General features: G+C 56.1%; 19 protein-coding genes and 1 other annotated feature. Of the genes, 9 read left to right on the top strand and 10 right to left on the bottom strand.

From position 1 onward, the window contains the following. The first annotated feature begins 24 nt into the window (after positions 1-24). The 3 genes from TSA66_RS14275 to TSA66_RS14265 all read left to right on the top strand — a co-directional run bounded on the left by TSA66_RS14275 (position 25) and on the right by TSA66_RS14265 (position 2932). Positions 25-1455 carry a hypothetical protein gene (locus tag TSA66_RS14275; protein ID WP_040038519.1) on the top strand — a complete coding sequence of 477 codons (1431 nt, stop codon included), beginning with the start codon at positions 25-27 and terminating at the stop codon, positions 1453-1455. A 32-nt stretch (positions 1456-1487) separates the two neighbouring features. After that, a complete protein-coding gene (locus TSA66_RS14270) occupies positions 1488-2135 on the top strand; it encodes a tetratricopeptide repeat protein (protein ID WP_040038520.1) in 648 nt (215 codons plus the stop codon). An 86-nt stretch (positions 2136-2221) separates the two neighbouring features. Continuing rightward, positions 2222-2932 (top strand): hypothetical protein, encoded by a 711-nt coding sequence (locus tag TSA66_RS14265; protein ID WP_157691529.1) that lies wholly within the window; start codon positions 2222-2224, stop codon positions 2930-2932. Between the two features lie 76 nt (positions 2933-3008). On the opposite strand, the gene TSA66_RS14260 is transcribed toward TSA66_RS14265, so the two are convergent. From TSA66_RS14260 to TSA66_RS14245, 4 genes are all read right to left on the bottom strand, one after another. After that, entirely contained in the window at positions 3009-3794 is a 786-nt protein-coding gene (locus TSA66_RS14260; RefSeq protein WP_040038522.1) for a hypothetical protein, read from the bottom strand. Positions 3795-3990: 196 nt separating this feature from the next. Beyond that, positions 3991-5064, bottom strand: a complete 1074-nt coding sequence (locus TSA66_RS14255) for a DUF6531 domain-containing protein (RefSeq protein ID WP_040038523.1) — start codon at positions 5062-5064, stop codon at positions 3991-3993. Positions 5065-5229: 165 nt separating this feature from the next. Then, the gene (locus TSA66_RS14250) at positions 5230-5985 is read right to left on the bottom strand and encodes a peptidylprolyl isomerase (RefSeq protein WP_040038524.1); all 756 of its coding nucleotides are present in this window, start codon (positions 5983-5985) and stop codon (positions 5230-5232) included. Between the two features lie 46 nt (positions 5986-6031). Then, complete coding sequence (locus tag TSA66_RS14245) at positions 6032-6715, bottom strand: hypothetical protein (RefSeq protein ID WP_040038525.1); 684 nt, start codon at positions 6713-6715, stop codon at positions 6032-6034. Here TSA66_RS14245 and TSA66_RS26980 point away from each other — a divergent pair. Further along, entirely contained in the window at positions 6714-6851 is a 138-nt protein-coding gene (locus tag TSA66_RS26980) for a hypothetical protein (RefSeq protein WP_157691530.1), read from the top strand. The two genes, TSA66_RS14245 and TSA66_RS26980, sit on opposite strands and share 2 nt — an antisense overlap. Positions 6852-6934: 83 nt before the next feature. Here TSA66_RS26980 and TSA66_RS14240 read toward each other — a convergent pair whose 3' ends face one another. From TSA66_RS14240 to TSA66_RS14225, 4 genes are all read right to left on the bottom strand, one after another. Further along, the gene (locus tag TSA66_RS14240) at positions 6935-7534 is read right to left on the bottom strand and encodes a hypothetical protein (protein ID WP_040038526.1); all 600 of its coding nucleotides are present in this window, start codon (positions 7532-7534) and stop codon (positions 6935-6937) included. Next, positions 7522-7743, bottom strand: a complete 222-nt coding sequence (locus TSA66_RS14235) for a hypothetical protein (protein ID WP_157691531.1) — start codon at positions 7741-7743, stop codon at positions 7522-7524. The genes TSA66_RS14240 and TSA66_RS14235 overlap by 13 nt, the downstream gene beginning before the upstream one ends. Positions 7744-7845: 102 nt before the next feature. After that, positions 7846-8697, bottom strand: coding sequence for a hypothetical protein (locus tag TSA66_RS14230; protein ID WP_040038528.1), 852 nt, complete (start codon positions 8695-8697; stop codon positions 7846-7848). Next, entirely contained in the window at positions 8694-9311 is a 618-nt protein-coding gene (locus TSA66_RS14225) for a sigma-70 family RNA polymerase sigma factor (protein ID WP_232429358.1), read from the bottom strand. Before TSA66_RS14225 ends, TSA66_RS14230 begins: the two co-directional genes overlap by 4 nt. A gap of 161 nt (positions 9312-9472) precedes the next feature. On the opposite strand from TSA66_RS14225, the gene pal reads away from it, so the two are divergent. Together pal and TSA66_RS14215 are read left to right on the top strand one after the other, a co-directional pair. Beyond that, positions 9473-9988 carry a peptidoglycan-associated lipoprotein Pal gene (gene pal, locus TSA66_RS14220; RefSeq protein WP_040038529.1) on the top strand — a complete coding sequence of 172 codons (516 nt, stop codon included), beginning with the start codon at positions 9473-9475 and terminating at the stop codon, positions 9986-9988. A 54-nt stretch (positions 9989-10042) separates the two neighbouring features. After that, positions 10043-10639 (top strand): hypothetical protein, encoded by a 597-nt coding sequence (locus tag TSA66_RS14215; RefSeq protein WP_040038530.1) that lies wholly within the window; start codon positions 10043-10045, stop codon positions 10637-10639. A gap of 451 nt (positions 10640-11090) precedes the next feature. Here TSA66_RS14215 and TSA66_RS14210 read toward each other — a convergent pair whose 3' ends face one another. Continuing rightward, complete coding sequence (locus tag TSA66_RS14210) at positions 11091-12356, bottom strand: IS110 family RNA-guided transposase (protein WP_040038531.1); 1266 nt, start codon at positions 12354-12356, stop codon at positions 11091-11093. Positions 12357-12629: 273 nt separating this feature from the next. Continuing rightward, a protein-coding gene (locus tag TSA66_RS14205; RefSeq protein ID WP_094298971.1) for an IS3 family transposase occupies positions 12630-13858 on the bottom strand; the annotation gives its coding sequence in 2 pieces (ribosomal slippage) (positions 12630-13573 and positions 13573-13858; 1230 coding nt in all). After that, positions 13461-13577 (bottom strand) — a sequence feature (AL1L pseudoknot). Its footprint overlaps the gene before it by 117 nt. Between TSA66_RS14205 and TSA66_RS26975 the strand changes: the two genes are divergently transcribed. The 3 genes from TSA66_RS26975 to TSA66_RS14185 all read left to right on the top strand — a co-directional run bounded on the left by TSA66_RS26975 (position 13821) and on the right by TSA66_RS14185 (position 15574). Further along, positions 13821-14237, top strand: coding sequence for a hypothetical protein (locus TSA66_RS26975; RefSeq protein WP_157691697.1), 417 nt, complete (start codon positions 13821-13823; stop codon positions 14235-14237). The genes TSA66_RS14205 and TSA66_RS26975 overlap by 38 nt on opposite strands. A 316-nt stretch (positions 14238-14553) precedes the next feature. Further along, positions 14554-14910 (top strand): hypothetical protein, encoded by a 357-nt coding sequence (locus TSA66_RS14190; protein WP_052451962.1) that lies wholly within the window; start codon positions 14554-14556, stop codon positions 14908-14910. Between the two features lie 22 nt (positions 14911-14932). Beyond that, the gene (locus TSA66_RS14185; RefSeq protein WP_157691533.1) at positions 14933-15574 is read left to right on the top strand and encodes a hypothetical protein; all 642 of its coding nucleotides are present in this window, start codon (positions 14933-14935) and stop codon (positions 15572-15574) included. The last annotated feature ends 290 nt before the right edge of the window (positions 15575-15864 follow it).

Raw genomic sequence — 15864 nt, 5'->3', positions numbered from 1 at the left:
GACCAAAGAAGGGGAGCACCTGTAATGACACTGAATCGAGCCAAACGCCTGTTGGCGTTCGTGTTCGCATGCTTGCTGGCTCCTACGGTCGCTTGGTGCGCCGACAAGGAACCGGGTGGTCAAGGGACGCTTGTCCCCGTGGGGAACAACGGTACACATTGCTTCGACACCCATTCCGCCATCGTGCAGAAAGTATGCGCGGATTATCAGATCAACTGGAAGCTGTGGGCTCTGATGGGCGAACCGGTCGGCAACTACACATTGTCTTGGAAGCTGACCAGTATCCAGTTCCGGGACCAGCGCAAGCGGGGGGACAGGCTATGGTTCAGCCCCGACAGTCTGCCGCCGGAATTGCGGAAGGCGGCAGGCCTCATCGAGCTATATATCGACGGCCATGCTTCAGTCAATGTGACGGGAGCGCATACCATCGATATGCTGGGTTTCAGGCACCGCTTCAATACCGGCACCGCTGTGCGGCCGGGAGGGCAACATTCCTTCAATGTGCCGGGCAGCCCCAGCTGGGATGACGTCTTTGGGCATTATGACCTGTGCAAACCTGCAGAGGCTGGACAATGGAAAGTGGACGCTAAGACGGCACAGAATGCCTTCAAACAGGGGATATACAGCCTGCAAGACTTGATACTTTGCCCGGAGTCCGGCGTATCGGAATTGACGATGCTGGAAGATGCGGTCGACAAGCTGTGCAGCAAGCCCGGTGCCGCCGCCAAATTTGTGTTTTGCCAGAAGCAGGAAGAGAAGGACAAAAAGGACGCGGCAAAACAGGATAAGGAAGCCGCGGGCAACAAGGCGCAAAACAAGGAAAAGGAACCATCGGCACCCGGGCTCGGCGCCAGCGTGCTGGATGGCGCAGGCAGGCGTCCGCCAGAGAGCATTCACGACTTGCTGGACGAAAGCACTGAGCGAACCGCGATCCGGAAAAAACTCGCGCAAGAAACCGCCAGCTATCGCCGCACGGCCGAGGCAGCCTGCCAGGACATTTTGCGCGATATTGATGCCTGTTACGTACGCGCGCAATGCCCGCGTCCGCAGCCGCCAGCAGGCACAAGCGAGGGTGAATGTAATACGGCGCGCGGTGGCAATGAGGTTCCCGACCTGTACCTTGTCACTAGTGATTGTGATGAAAAGTGCAGAGAGGGAATAGCACGTCGGAGGAAAGAGGAACGAGAAAAGGAGGCACGCGAATGGCATGCGAAGTGGGATCCGATCAGGACTCGCTGCGAGCCCTACTACGAACAGCAGAAGCATTACCGCCAATGCGAGAAAAACGTGCGCCAGACATGTAACCCGAAAAACTTCAATAATTTAAACGAGTGTACCAATGAACAGGTACGCACCAAAGGACCGACGGAAAAAGATGCGCGCAAGCTGATGCAGAAGGAATGGAATCAGCGTTCGAAAACCGGATCGTCGATTACCAACAGCATCCTAGATTAGATTGACACTCTTGCTGAATGAAGGCCAAAACCATGAAACACCTGACCTCGATATTGTTCGCCTTGATCTTGTCCACCAACGCGTGGGCACTTCCGCCCCAAATCGAAGCGGACCGGCTTTTGTTGCAAGCCAAGACGGCACTGGATGCCAATGATTACGAGATTGCGATCCAGAGTTTTGAAAAAGCGGCGGTGCTGAACGTAAAAATGCCTGATACCTTTTATTTTCATTTTGGCAAAGCGTATAGCGGTGCCAAGAAGTGGGAAAAGGCGCGTGCCGCTTATGAACAATATCTGAACCAAACGGGGACGCGAGGTAAGTTTTATCGGGAAGCCCTGGAAGGTTTCAACCAGGCCGACCTCGAATGGACGAAAGCGGAAAAAGCCTATACGGACGCGATGGCGAAGTATACGCAGGAGCAAAACCGCTATGAGGCCAATATGCGGAATTGCAAAACCCAAGAGTACGATGACTACAGAAAAGAGTTAGAAGACCGTAAGGAAAGAGCATGGCAAAAATGCCAGAATTATGGCAAGTATGGTTGCATGGACGGCATGAGCGGCTCAAAAGCGCTATTGGAAGCTGCCGAGTCTGCATCCAAGCGGGTCTGGGAATTTAATGAAGCTCCCAACACGTGGTGCAACAAACGCTACACCGCTCCGAGCAAGCCGCAACGATAAGGTAAAAGCGAGTTTGGCGTTACCGTCTTCGATGGCGGCAGACGCAAGTGAACAAAGGTCAAAACTGGGTGAAGAAGGAAGCGCTCATGAAACGCATCGGCTTGTTGCTGGTTGCGCTCTCATTTTCGGCGGTGGCCTTGGCGCTCGCGCCTGAAATCGAAGCCGACCGTCTGCTGTTGCAAGCCAAGACGGCGCTGGATGCGAATGATTATGCGCAAGCCACGGCAAGCCTTGCAAAAGCGGAGAAACTCGGCACCAAGCTTCCTGATACGTTTTACTACCATTATGGATATGCCCTGTTCAAGATGGACGATATCGAGAAAGGCAGGCGCATGCTTGAAAGGTATTTGAACGAAACCGGCACCAAAGGAAAATTCTATCGAGAAGCGTTAGAGACCTTGAATGCAGTGGAAAAGCGCAGCCTTGAGATTGAAAAAATAAAACAGCAGAAAGAAGCCGAGTCAAGGAAAGCAAGTGAGCGCCAAGCTCAGATCGATGCCAATTGGCACACACTTCCCATGGCATACCCAGGGTATTCCGCGCGCAATCGGGTGAAGGTGCATAAGGTCGACGGCGGGTACTTCTACGACGACGCTCCCAGTTTTTCAATGGAAGAAATGGCAGACAAAATTTGCCCGCAGCTTAAAAGCCGCTTCATGAACGAAGAAGGGCCGTGGGCTTCTTTCACCAATTGCAGATGCGATCACACCGAATCGGGAAATAACTGGGATGTGACCTGTTATGCCGACACCCGTTCAAACTGGTTTTTGAAGAAAGAACGGCAAGAGAAGCGCTAATCGGCAAGGCAGGGGGCTTGCGTGCGGCTCGTGCATTTACCATATCGAATATCTGCACAGGATCTTGAATCAGCCGTCAGCATGCCGGAACCGAATAAAAGACCAGACAGATATTAAAGTTCTCGCCGCTGAATTTTCCGCCGTGCCTGAGCGAAAGGTATCGCGGGCTACTGGAAGCACTGTTGCCCGATGCTTCGAATAGCAGCCTGGCACCGGGCTGGGATGATCCCCCCGCACCGACGACAGATGACGCCTGCGTCAGGCTTTTCAGCGTCACCCCAGTTTCCTTGAGGTTATCAACATTCCATCCGTCAGCAAGCTCACCGGGCAAGGTGATCTCAAATGCCTGGCCTGCTGTCATATCGAACAGGTTTTCCTGCGTGGCTTTCTCCAGCGAGATCTTTATCGGTTCAGGAGCAGGCGGAATGTGGGATCTGACATTGATATTTGTCGCCGTTCTCTTTGCCCCTATATCCGTGGTCAGGATCGTAATACCACCCATGGCCCGAAACGCCCACCAGGTATAGCCATTCCTGCTATTTTGAAGAGGCACCATCGCTTCCATTGCAAGTATCGGTGCGAGCTCCCTGAATCGTGGCGAATCCAGGACGCGCATATCGACGATGCGATTGAGTGGTACGTTGCCGGTGTCGACTTTGGCGCTCTTCGGCAGCAGGATATACAGCATGTCATCCTGATTCTGATCCACTTTGCCGCGACCAAAGCGGATGGTTTTGTCGGAGGCATCCACGAAGTCTGATTGCGGCTGCAGGTTGATCCTGGGCTTATCGATACAGGCCGAAACGGATGATGCTGCAGTCAAGATCAGTAATGCGAGCAACCATGCAGCCAAGGCAGGCATGGTTGAGTCCTTCGAGCACAGATAAAAAAGTATTGGAAGCGTTTCACAAGTGAGCTTTTACTGTTGATGACTCGTGTGGGCGTACGGCCTCGCTCGCCACCATTTTCTCAAATTGGAACTCGCTCTTTCATCTTAAAGAATCCAATTAAAGATTTTCATACCGCGGCCCTCTTGAACGCCATTTATTTCAAGGCGTTCAATTGAGTAGCTTGAAAACGACGACCTCCTTTTGATTACCCTCCGAGATCGTTACACGTGTAATTGAAATGCTCGGATCATAAGGGTCCGGGAGATAATCAAAGCTTGCGGCTGGGCCTCTGCGCGGAGTGACAGAAAGCACCCGATCCTGCGCATCATAGGCAATGGTCTGCTTGCTGTCATCGAGATAGATGATTGCAGTCATGTTGTCATGATCGTCGTACTCAAATTTTTCCGTTTCCCCGGAAGGAAACTCCTGCCAGACAAGACGCCTTTTAGCGTCATATCGGAAGCGCGTGACTTTTCCCTTTTCATCGGTGACCGAGGTAATCAGCGTGGTCTTTGGATCCCTGGTGACGTTGAGCGATGCGCCGGTACGAGTCTGGCGGCTTTCCACATGGACTAACGCACCTTTTAGCGTGTAAGTTTCGCTGGCGGTCGGGCATTGGTTTCCAAAAACGCGGATCATGCGATCGCCTTCACGACGGATCTGGCTGTTCTCGCGGCAGATGTCGCCCTTGAAAGCGCCTTCAACTACGAATACCGAGCGGTCCGGGATCGGCCCCAAGGACAGCGGCTCGATGGGGCTCTGGTCTGGAATCGTGCCCTTCTTGACAAGAGCTTGCCGCAATTGCTCCTTGGCGGCGCGCGCCTGGTTTTCGGCCTCGGTCAAATAGCGCTTATTGACGGCTTCTGTGCTTACATACGCCTGCCCTGGGCTATCGTCTTTGAGACGGTAATGCGTGAAAGCGCCCGTACCATTTTCCTGGATCACCAAATCACCGTCGGTGAGAAAAGAAACGGTATTGTCCATCGCTGTACCCCAGCCCAATCCATACGATCCTTGATGTTCGGATTTGGAGTTGTAGATTCGGTCGAAGGGGATGCCGGAAGGGTCGTTATTGTCGGCCGAGGTCTTAAAGGTGATTGAGAAATTACCGTTACGTACGTTGACGCCTTTGACAACGTAAAAGCTGCCGTCTGGAATTTCAACCACTTTGGGCGGCTCAGCCCAGGAAGCGTTGATTGAAGTGAAAAAGAGGCTAACAAGAAGTAAATTTCGCCGGATCATAAGAGTCTTCTTCTGTAGTAGTTAAAGTAGTTAAGCGGATGCTCGGAAAGAAAATTCTGCCATATCAATTTGTAGGTCGCCTTCTGGAGCCTGAGCAGTGGCAGCATGAAATCGGGGATGCGGATCGCCCGCTCCACCGCTTCACCGGATTCTCTTCTGCCGACGTCATCTGAACGCGCTGCACCAGCGGCTTTGGTAGGCGGGATGCGAGCACACCTTCGCAATTTCATCGTTGTACGCGACTTCAGAACAATCGTGTTCAAAGCTGGATACCTTGCGTTTCAAACGTGCCTGGTCCGAGCGCAGCTCGGATACGTTATATTCAGCACCCACGTTATACATCTTGATTCTGCGATTGAGCTCGTCGTTTTCGCCTTCGAGATCGGCGGCCCTGCGCGCGCAGGACTCAAACTTGGCTTTGTCCTCTTCAAATCTGGCTTGGGCTTCTTCATACTCCGCCCTGGCCTTCTCTTGCCGCTCACGATCAAGTCGGATTTTCTCGCCTCTTTCCTTGTGGGCCTGTATGCGTTGGGCGGTGTCATCCTCGACCATTGTGACTGATTCAAGCTTGATGACAAACCAGCCGAACGGGGAGTTTCGCGGCTTGGCGCTACGTTGTCCAGGCTTCAGGCTTTCGAGTTCAGCAGCAACAGCGCTCTGCAGCGAGCTCACTCGTGCGTACTTCATCAGCCCGCCGTCCTTGGCAGAATTGCGGTCGATACTGCTTTCCATCGCCAACTTGCCAAAGTCAGCGCCTGCATTGAGCTTGTCTTGAATTTGGTCGATCGCGGCCTTGTCTTTAGCGATGATGGCTCGAAAATTGTATTCGGCCACGTTCTCAGCCCAAGCATGGGTTGCAGCCAGCGTCATTGCCAATGCCAGGTATGCCCTGCGCGTGGCTGAGATCCATTGAGATTCCATGTTCATTCCTTTTCTAAAGGGTTTCTACAATTTTTCGAGTGATAATTCAGCACGTCGGAATCGGATAAAAGACCAGGTAGAGTTCGAAAGTCTCGCCGACGAATGCCCCGCCGCGCCGGATCGACAAGCGTTGCGGCACGCTGGAATAATTGCTGCCTGAAGCATCGAATACCAGCCTGACCCTGGGCTGCGCTGGCTCAGCACTCCCGATGGCAGGCTGTAGCTGCGTCAGGCTTTTCAGTGTCACGCCGTTTCCCTTGAGGCCGTCGACCGACCATCCGGCCGCAAGCTCGCCCGGCAGGGTGAATTCAAACTCCTGGCCGGCTCGCATCCCGAAGGGGCTTTCGCGCGTCGCTTTTTCCAGCGGCACCTTTACCGGTTCGGGAGCAGGCGCAATGTAGGGTTGGACCTCGACATTCAGCGCTATTTTCTTGCCGTCGATATCGACAGTCAGCGTGGTCTTGCCGTGCCTTGCCTGGAACGCCCGCCATGCATAGCCTTGTTTACCATCCTGGAGTGCCACCATCGCTCCGCTGATGAGCGATTGCGGAGCGCGTTCTCGGAACTGCGGCGATTCCAGAACATGTATATCGACGATGCGATTCAGCGTTGCATCGCCATTGTTGGTATCGACCTTGGCGTTGTCCGGCACCAGGATGTACAAGATGTCGTCCTGATTGAATTCCGCACGACTGCTGGCAAACCGGACTGACTTGTCAGGGAAATCCATGAAGCGCGATTCGGCATTCGGGTTGAAGACCGGTTTTCCTATGCACGCCGAGGCTGGTGATGCCGCCGTCGAAAGCAGAGAGGCGAACAACAACGCAGCCATTGAAGACACGGCTGAAGTAGTCGATCGAGGATAAGAGTACAGGGACGGTTTCACGGAAGTTTTTCTCTGATGAGGAATAGTGTGAATATTTGTATTTTTCGACTGGCCTTCGGTATATCAATCGACCCGCTGAAAACAAAACACGGGCTGCGCAAACATCTTTTCGGAGGCCGGCAATTCACTCCACCATTTCACCCACCCCTCGCCAGGCGACGTGACCGTAACGTGCATGAAGGGCCCGGCATAGCGCTCCACCTTGCCTTCCAACTTACCGGCATCGATGGCTGCGGCGAACAGGCTGGCGCTCGGTTCGATGCCGCACAGGCGGTTATCTCCTTCCAGCGCATACTTGATCAAGCGGTAAGGCGCACTTCCTGTGTACTGGCTATGTTGCAAGGCGCTCAGCCTGTTTCTGTCGACCAGCAGCCAGTCGGTATTGTCGAAACGCAGCGCCCGCGCGATCAGCGGCGTATCGGGAATATGCCTGGCATCCGGCCGGGTGCTGAAAAAGTCGATACGCAGCATGCCGTCCGCCAGGGCGCTGACGCGGGCCCGCTCGCCATTGTCCTTGCCTTCGCGCGCCCAGACGCCCTGGATATCGGCAGACAACGGAACACGATAGGAAGCCGGCGGCTCGTAGACAAAATCGGGGGCGCCGCCGCAACCGGCCAGCAGCACGGCGGCGATGCTGATCCAGTTCAGCCTCACGACGCACACGCTTTTTCTCCTTGCCCAGCCTGGGGCGTCCTCGAAGCGCGCAGCTCGCAAAGCCCATTCCTCAGCTGGCGCAATTCCAGCTTGACCTGCTCGGTTTCGTAATACTGCGAGCTGTAAGGATTGGGATGACTGATAGCGTACAGATACAGCAGGCACACACCGTTCAGCACCAGACTCAGCACGGTCAGAACTTTCCACGCGCGTGACATGATCCCCCTCTTCATCAATCGATCAAAAACCTTCCGCACCCTCGCATGAGGGTGTGCCTGATTGAACGATCAGGCCGGAGCAACGGGGTTAAAAATGCAAGATCAGCGTGGTTGTTTTTGCAGTGCCTCGATGTGCGCTTCAAGCTTCCCCGGGACCGGATACTGCGGATAAGCCTTGCGGAATTTGTCCCATTCGGTCAGGGCATCTTGCCGCAAATCGGCCTTCAGCAATTCCTCGATCAGCGCTACCCATGCCTTCGCCTTTTCCGGGTCGGACGAAGGGGAGGGGGGGGCCGCGATAGCTGTCGTATCGGCGGCCGGCGAGTGTCCCGGCACGGCGGCCGGAGTTGGCGCGCGTGCGGGGGCCGCCATGATGCCCGCCCGTGGGATGGTTTCCAGCGTGTCTGCTTGGGCGATCTGGACGGGGGCCATCGCGGTGTCGCGGCCGGCATCGGGTTTAGGTGCAACTTGCGGATCGGCCACCGATGTCCCGGCCTGGCGCTGGACTGCCGGCTGTGGCTTTGCCGCAGGCGGCTTTTCGCCAAGAGCGCCGCGCGCAGCCGATTGCGCCGGGGGCATTGCCGCCGGTTGCCGTGTCGGTGGCGCCTCGACGGCCGGCGGCGGTGAAACTTGCGCGACAACCAGCGGTGCAGGGGCTTCAGAATGCGTTTGCCAGCGCAGTAGCAACAGGAATGCACACACCACGCTCGCCGCCATCGCAAGCGGGGCACGCCAACGCCTCAGGAATCCCGGCTGCGCACGGCCAGCTTCATCGGGCATGACAGGGTCATTGGCGGCGGAATGCGCCAGGTCGGCTTCCGCTCTGGCCAGTATCACGGCATCCAACTCCGCCGGCGGTTCCGGCTGCGCCAACGTTCGCAAGTGACGCGACAGATCATCCCGACCATGCAGGAAGGCCTCGAACTCGTCGTCGAACTGATCCTTGCCCGTCATGCCCGTTCCTCCTGGACAGCCTGCCCTTGGGTGAAATGCTGCCGCAATTTGCGCATCGCATAGCGCAGCCTGCTCTTGACCGTTTCCGCCGGGACGGCGCAAAGCTCGGCGATCTCATCCAGGCTCATGCCGTTGAACTGTTGCAGAATCAGTGCTTCCCTCTGGTCGGCCGGCAGGGCACGGATTGCCGCGTGCAGGTCTGCAGCCAATTGTTTCGATTCGAGCATTGATTCCGGCGATACATGGTCTTGCCCCGCATCGGCCAAGTGTTCGAACGAGCTTCCGCCGTCGCTATCCATGCCGAGGTCGCCGGCCAACAGCTCCTGCTGCTGGCGCAGCAGGTCGATCAAGCGGTTGCGGGCGATCTGGTACAGGTAGGTGCGAAAACTTGCCCGCGGCTGGTAACGGGAGCGGGCATGGTGCAAGCTGGCCCAGCTATCCTGTGCGATTTCGTCCACCCATTCCCTGCGCGGCGAACGCCATGCCAGGAAACCGTACAGACCACGGCTGTGACGCCGATAGAGCTCCTTGAAAGCCGGCAGATCGCCTTCGCAATAGCGCAGCATCAGGGCTTCGTCGGATAGGTCGGCAGACATGGCGCCTAGTGTAGCCAAGATGTATCCTATCGGCAACGTACATGTTTAACCCCGGTTGCCTTGGTGCGACGTTGCATATCTTATGGGCGGCGACGCGGTAAAGGCAGCACCGCCCCGCGTGCGGTCCGCGCTTTCAATTGCTTCGGAACGGAGCGAATGCGAATACTAAGGAGACTTCAATGCGCAAGATTCAAGCTTTTTCCGTCATCTCAGCCATGTTGTTGCTGTCAGCGTGCAGTTCACCCACCATCAAGGACGACGGCACCGCCGACAACCGCAGGGCACGCCCCGAACCGCACCCGACTTGCTGCATGAATCCGGAATCTCAGCGAAAAGAGCATGATGATCCGGCCAGCATTCTCGCCAAGCGCAGTGTTTATTTCGATTTCGACCAGTACGTGATCAAGGATGAATTCAGGCCGCTGGTCGAGGCGCACGCGAAATATCTGGCCAACCATAGGGAAATCAAAGTCTATGTTATCGGCAACACGGATGCACGCGGCGGCCGGGAGTATAACGTCGCACTGGGGCAAAGGAGGGCAGAATCAGTGCATAAGGTGTTCTCTCTTTACGGCGTCGGCGAGAAGCAAATGGAAGTTATTTCCTACGGCGCGGAGCAACCCAAGGCGGAAGGTAACGATGAGGCTGCTTGGGCCGAAAACCGGCGCGTGGATATTAAGTATTTCAGTGAATAGAACGAGAGTCTCTTTCGCTATTTCGTGCGCTTCGGCTCATGATTAAGGACAGAAATGTTAAAAGGTGGACAGGTCGTTACGGTGATGCTGTTGGTTGCTACCAGCATGGCTCTTGCCGGTAATGCAGAGCAAGACAAATCAGGTTTCGTCGCCACCTGTATCGCGCTGGATGACGCAGGCGAGCAAGTCGGACCAAGCACCGCCATAAGACGAGACCGGAAACAAGCGCAACAAGCGCCCGAACAGGCATATCGTGAGCATCTGCCGACGGTCCTGCAGCTACGTGATTGTGCCGAGCGTGATGCCATGCTAACGACGCAGCAAGAGGAGCTCGATGCCGAGGAGGCGGCACTACGGGCGGAAGAAGCCAGGCTCGCCGCACGCAAGCGCGCAATCCAGGCAATGCTGAGCAATGGCAGCACGGAACGCCTTGCTCAGGCCGAAGGTGAACTGAGTGAGGCATCAGCCCAGCTAAAAAAGAAAATCGACAATTTCGCTCGATTGTCTGAGCCATATGGCGCTGGGGTGCTCTACCAAGTGCAACATTGTGCGTTTTCACAGGTGCGTCGACAGGACTTGCAGCAGTTGTGCCAGGAAGGCACGTATTCGCGTTTTTGTGCGAAGTATCAGACATTCCAAACCGACGAGTAAACATCCTTGCTGGCGCAAGTGGCTTCAAACGCAGTCTGCTCACTGAAACCCTGTGTTTTCCGCCGGCGGCGGGAGCTGCGCCACCTAAGCGCCACGACATAAAGATGTACTTGAGGGGATGAAACAGCCCTTGGATAGTGGGAACAAGTGCTGTCTGCTTGTTATTCGAAACCTATATGCAAGCTTCGGTCAACCGCATGTTGAATGGCTACTTTCCGGAAGGCGCCACTTCCACTTCGTGCCCTGAGCCGGTCCGTCAAGGGTTTTTCACGGGTTTTCCCATCAGAGGAACGCAAGTTAGCAAGCCAACGGCTCGGCATGCCAAGCCGTTGGCAAATCTGAAGTGTGGAGTTCCTTCACCGCATCAAGGGTGCGCTGCGCCAGGCTGCATTAGCAGCCTGCCCTTGACCCGGTGGCGGAACATACCTCTACTCAGTAAGGAAACCGGCGATTAAAGTGGCGCAGAGTTGACCAGACGCGAGCCGTGCTGCTGGAGTGCTTTCAGGTATCGGGTCTCGTCATACGGGGTACGGTTCTTCCAGCAGCGATACAGGATACGGATCCACTTGATCGCAAGCGCACGAACGGCCATCGCATGTGGCTTTCCCTTCTGACGTTGCTGCTGGTAGTACGCGCCTGCCCAATAGGAACGTGGAATGGTCGAACCGGCCCATTCCACGAAGCTTTGCCGCAGAAACGTCGGACAGGCAATGCGCCAATGCACCCAGCACTTGTTGCCGCTTCGCTCGATCACCGGGGCAATACCCGCATACTGTTGCAGTTGTGCCGCACTGTTGTAGCGACCACGATCTTCACCGAACGCCACCATGAGCCTCGGTGCCTGAATGTGGCCTGCCCCCGGCAAATTGGCAAACAAGTCGTAATCCGGCAGACGCCGGGCGGTCGCGTCGATTTCGCTGTCATACTGCTGCAGGGAGTCCAGCAGGACGCGCAACTGCGCCACCAGGGTGTGCATCATCAGCCGCGCCGGGCCCACGATAGCAGGATCGTTCGTCAACGACGTGGCGACCTTGATTCCCTCAATGCGCCTGTCAATGAGATAGCCACGGCGTACTGAATGCTGATGGAAGAATTCCTCCAGTGTTACGCGTCGTGCCCGCTTGACATGCAATAGAGTCGGCCAGCGGGTCAGGAAGTCGCAGAACAAACGCGTATTACGGTCTTCAAACCAGTCTAGTACTTGCGGATAATATTGCTTGAGTGTGCTGACGAGCTGGTTTGTGATGCGCAGCGTTTGCTCAGCCAGGCCCCGGCGTGCCTCCACTAGCGCTGCGAGCGCGCGCATGTCGGTACTCTGCAGTGCAATCGGATGCAATCGCTCGGGATGGCGCAGCAAAATCTCCAGCGCAAGTTCGGCGTCGCCCGGGTCATCCTTGGCGCGACTGGGAACAAACGCCTGACGGTACGTGGCCAACGTTGATGGATGCACGGGAAACAGCACCAGGAAATCATGGCGCTGCAGGGCAGATACCAGGGGGCCGCGCGCAAGCTCGACACAGACCGCAATGCGGCCGCGAAACCGCTGATGCAAGGTGTTGGCCCAATGAGCGATGGCCTGCGGCGAGTGTTCGAAGATGCCGGATTCACGCCGCGTTGAATCCGCAGCTTGCAGGCAGAAATCGTGTTTGCGATCAGCCCAGTCAATGCCGACATAGGCACTGAAAGCCGGGTTGTTTGGGGAAGATGAATGCTTCATCATCACCTCCTGGAAGGGGATTGTGATGGGTAGGGGAAACAGACATGCAAGCTGGGCTCTGCGAAGCCAATATAGAGAGCCGGCGAAGCGGCACGCCCTGAGTATTCGTTGACGAACCCAGGCGCACCGGGGAATTCGAAACCAAAGCGGCAAACATCATGTGTTTGGGTCGACTATTCGTAATTCCCCAGTGCATGTCCTGACTTCACTGACAGCTACCTGCCAGTTGTGCGCTGAACCGCCCCGGCTTTTGAGGAGGCCGGTTGGTGTGAGTCAGGCCATTTCGACCTGACCGGTTAATTGCCGGTAGTAGTTTGCCTCAGCTTCTGCCGGCGGGATATAGCCAATCGGTTCCAGCAGCCGATGATGGTTAAACCAGGATACCCATTCCAGCGTTGCCAGCTCCACGGCTTCCCGCGTCTTCCATGGCGCACGGCGGTGAATCAGTTCCGCCTTGTACAACCCGTTGATCGTTTCTGCAAGCGCATTGTCGTAGCTGTCGCCCTTGCTTCCGACTGACGGCTCGATGCCGGCTTCGGCAAGACGCTCGCTGTAGCGAATCGACACGTACTGTGAGCCGCGGTCGCTATGGTGAATCAAGCCGCCTTCCCGTTCCGGCTGCCGAGCGTACAGCGCCTGTTCCAGTGCGTCCAGTACGAAGTCCGTCTGCATTGAACTGCTGACCCGCCAGCCGACAATGCGCCGGGCGAACACATCGATCACGAAGGCCACGTACACGAATCCCTGCCAGGTCGAGACATAGGTGAAGTCCGATACCCAGAGCTGATTTGGACGCGTCGCCTTGAACTGCCGGTTGACACGGTCCAGCGGACATGGCGCTGCCTTGTCGGCTTGCGTAGTACGCACTGCCTTGCCTCGTATGACGCCGCGCAGGCCGCACTTGCGCATGAGTCGCTCCACCGTACAGCGCGCCACGTCGCTGCCTTCGCGGCGCAGTTGCTTCCAGACCTTGTCCGCCCCGTAAACCCGCATGTTGGCATGCCACACACGTTCAATGTGGGGAATCAAGGCTTCGTCACGCTTGGTGCGTGCGCTTCTCAACATCGGATTGCGACACCGGGCGGCATGGCGCCAATAGGCCGACGGGGCGATCTGCATCACTTCACAGAGCGGCTCGACCCCAAAGGTCTCCCGGTGCTCGTCGATGAATGCCTTTATGATTTCGATCGGCGGTCGAGCTCCGCCTGGGCGAAATATGCGCTGGCCAGGCGCAAAATCTCGTTGGCACGGCGCAATTCCTTGACTTCCCGCTCCAGCGCTTTAACCCGTTCCTGCTCGGTCGTGGTTGCCCCCGAACGCTGGCCGGTATCACGCTCTTGCTGGCGAACCCAGCGCCGCAACGTCTCTGCCGTGCAGCCAATCTTGCCCGCAATCGATTCAATCGCCGCCCACTGCGATTCGTATTGCTCCCTGCTCTCGAAGACCAGGCGCACTGCGCGCTCCATGATCTCCGGCGAATATCTTGTTGATTTCTTCTTCATGGCTCCATTTTCTCAAATATTGGAGCCTCCTCGATTTCCGGGGCGGTTCATAGCGAGCGGCGACCGTCAAATGCGTTCCATCTCGCGGCAAGGCGCGGGCTACGGCCTCATGCCCCACCCAACTGTTGGGCTATTCGGCGCGACAATACGCTTCCCAAGACTTGCGATGCAGGAACGTAACGGCCACTTAGGCCAAGCCGATGATCAGCAAGGCGGAGACCACCCTTCCAAGGCGGGATGTCATGTCGACCCTGGCAGCAAGACCAACGCATCGCAAGAGTTCCACATCGCGCATTCGCCGTTGGGTGACAAGCCTCATGAACAGAACACAGGAAATCCCTGCCCCACCGTGCGAAAGGAACAGGAATCGCTGAATTAGTTGCGCGGCCGTCATTCCGATCAACAGGAAAGCCGCTATGCAGGTGGACCCGGCCAAGGCCATCATCGACAACGTGTCCGGTTCTGGTCGGATGACACGCTAATGTGATCCGAGCAATGCACCTAATGCAATGGAAAGCAGCACTCTGAGCAAGAGCGCAACGTCCTCGTCGAGATTGAGCACGGGAAGCCTGGCCCAAGCCCTTTGATGCCTGCGCTTCGCAAAGATCGGAAGGCTTATCCGGTTGCGAGATTGAATTCTTTATGGCACCTCTCGGTATAGGGCGGTCATATGGAAGAAATATTTCCAAAATACAATGACCTTCATATTGTGCATCTACCGATGCTTCCTTGAGTTGAACGCAAACCTTACCAAGATGCGCGCCCATCTGCCGGTGGTCACTACAGACTATGTATTGAACGACGGTGACATTATCGTCACGAAGCCAGATTTAAAAGGAAAGCGTACTTACGTTAATCGTGACTTCTTGAAAATCAGCAGGTGTGCTGTGCTGGAATCGATAGGTGCGCCACACAGTCTCATGCGTCATTCCGACATGCCGCAAGACACCTTCGAAGATGTGTGGCGCTCGCCCAAAAGCGGCAAGTCTTGGAACGGAGGGAGAAAATTCGCGGTAAAAATGGTGACTGCTACTGCGGCGAGGCGACGGTGACCGTGCATGGGCAAGAATAATCATGGTGATGACCGAAGATCATTCATTGCGACAAGCACGTACCCGGGCGGACAGGTTATTTTTCTTCCTGCTTGCGGCATTAAGCCCACTGATTAGCAGCGTAGCTTATATTTACGGACACGGCCAAACGCTGCCACCGGCCTGTTCTGATACAGGCGCTTCCCCGATGCTCATCGCCGGTAATTGGACTGACGCCTTGCTCTTCACGAGCCCTGTTGCATTCGTGGCCGCGCTGCTCTGGCGATACCGTCCAGGACGGGCAATAGGAGGCATATATAGCGCTATGGCGAGCGCATGGTTTTCGACACTGTTGATCCACTTTAGCGGCGGACACGTCCTGGCATATTTTCTGTTCTTTATCATTACCTTGCTTTTGCTGCTTTACCGAAGCACGTGGCCCCTCGTCACAGCCTGCAGCCTGATGACTTCCTGCTATCTCGGTGGGTATGGACTGCAAGGGCTCGGCTTTCCCGTGGTTGCCTTTTCGTGCCTCAACAGCACGAGTTTGTGGATGAATGTCCTTGTCGTAATTGGATATTGTTTACTGCTCATTTACATGGTCGCGAAAACGCAAGCGCGGGATGCGCAGGCGGGAGATTGCCCCCCGCCGAGGCATAAAGTTCCATCGTGGCGCACTCACTGATTGCACCGCACAGAACAGCGCATGTCAGACCGAATGCCCAGGAGGGGCGGGGCTGCGTCCATACCCGCGGCGACGGAAGATCACGCGTGCTTGGCAGGGCTGAACAAATTCCGCCGGATACTGATGCGCTAGTAGGATAATGGCCATCGTTTTATCGGCGTCGTTCCTGTCGCGTGTTTTATGATTGTGCGCCGTCGCTATTGATGAATGAGTTCTTGTGGCAAACGTTGCATGCAGCGCGGCCCCTATCCAAAGGGAGGCATGGCCTCCGGCCAGGCAAGCGATCAATG

This window comes from Noviherbaspirillum autotrophicum, assembly GCF_000818395.1.
Lineage (GTDB): Bacteria > Pseudomonadota > Gammaproteobacteria > Burkholderiales > Burkholderiaceae_D > Noviherbaspirillum > Noviherbaspirillum autotrophicum.
Note: the sequence above shows the minus strand (reverse complement) of the source record. Positions and strands in the feature narration are given on the sequence as shown.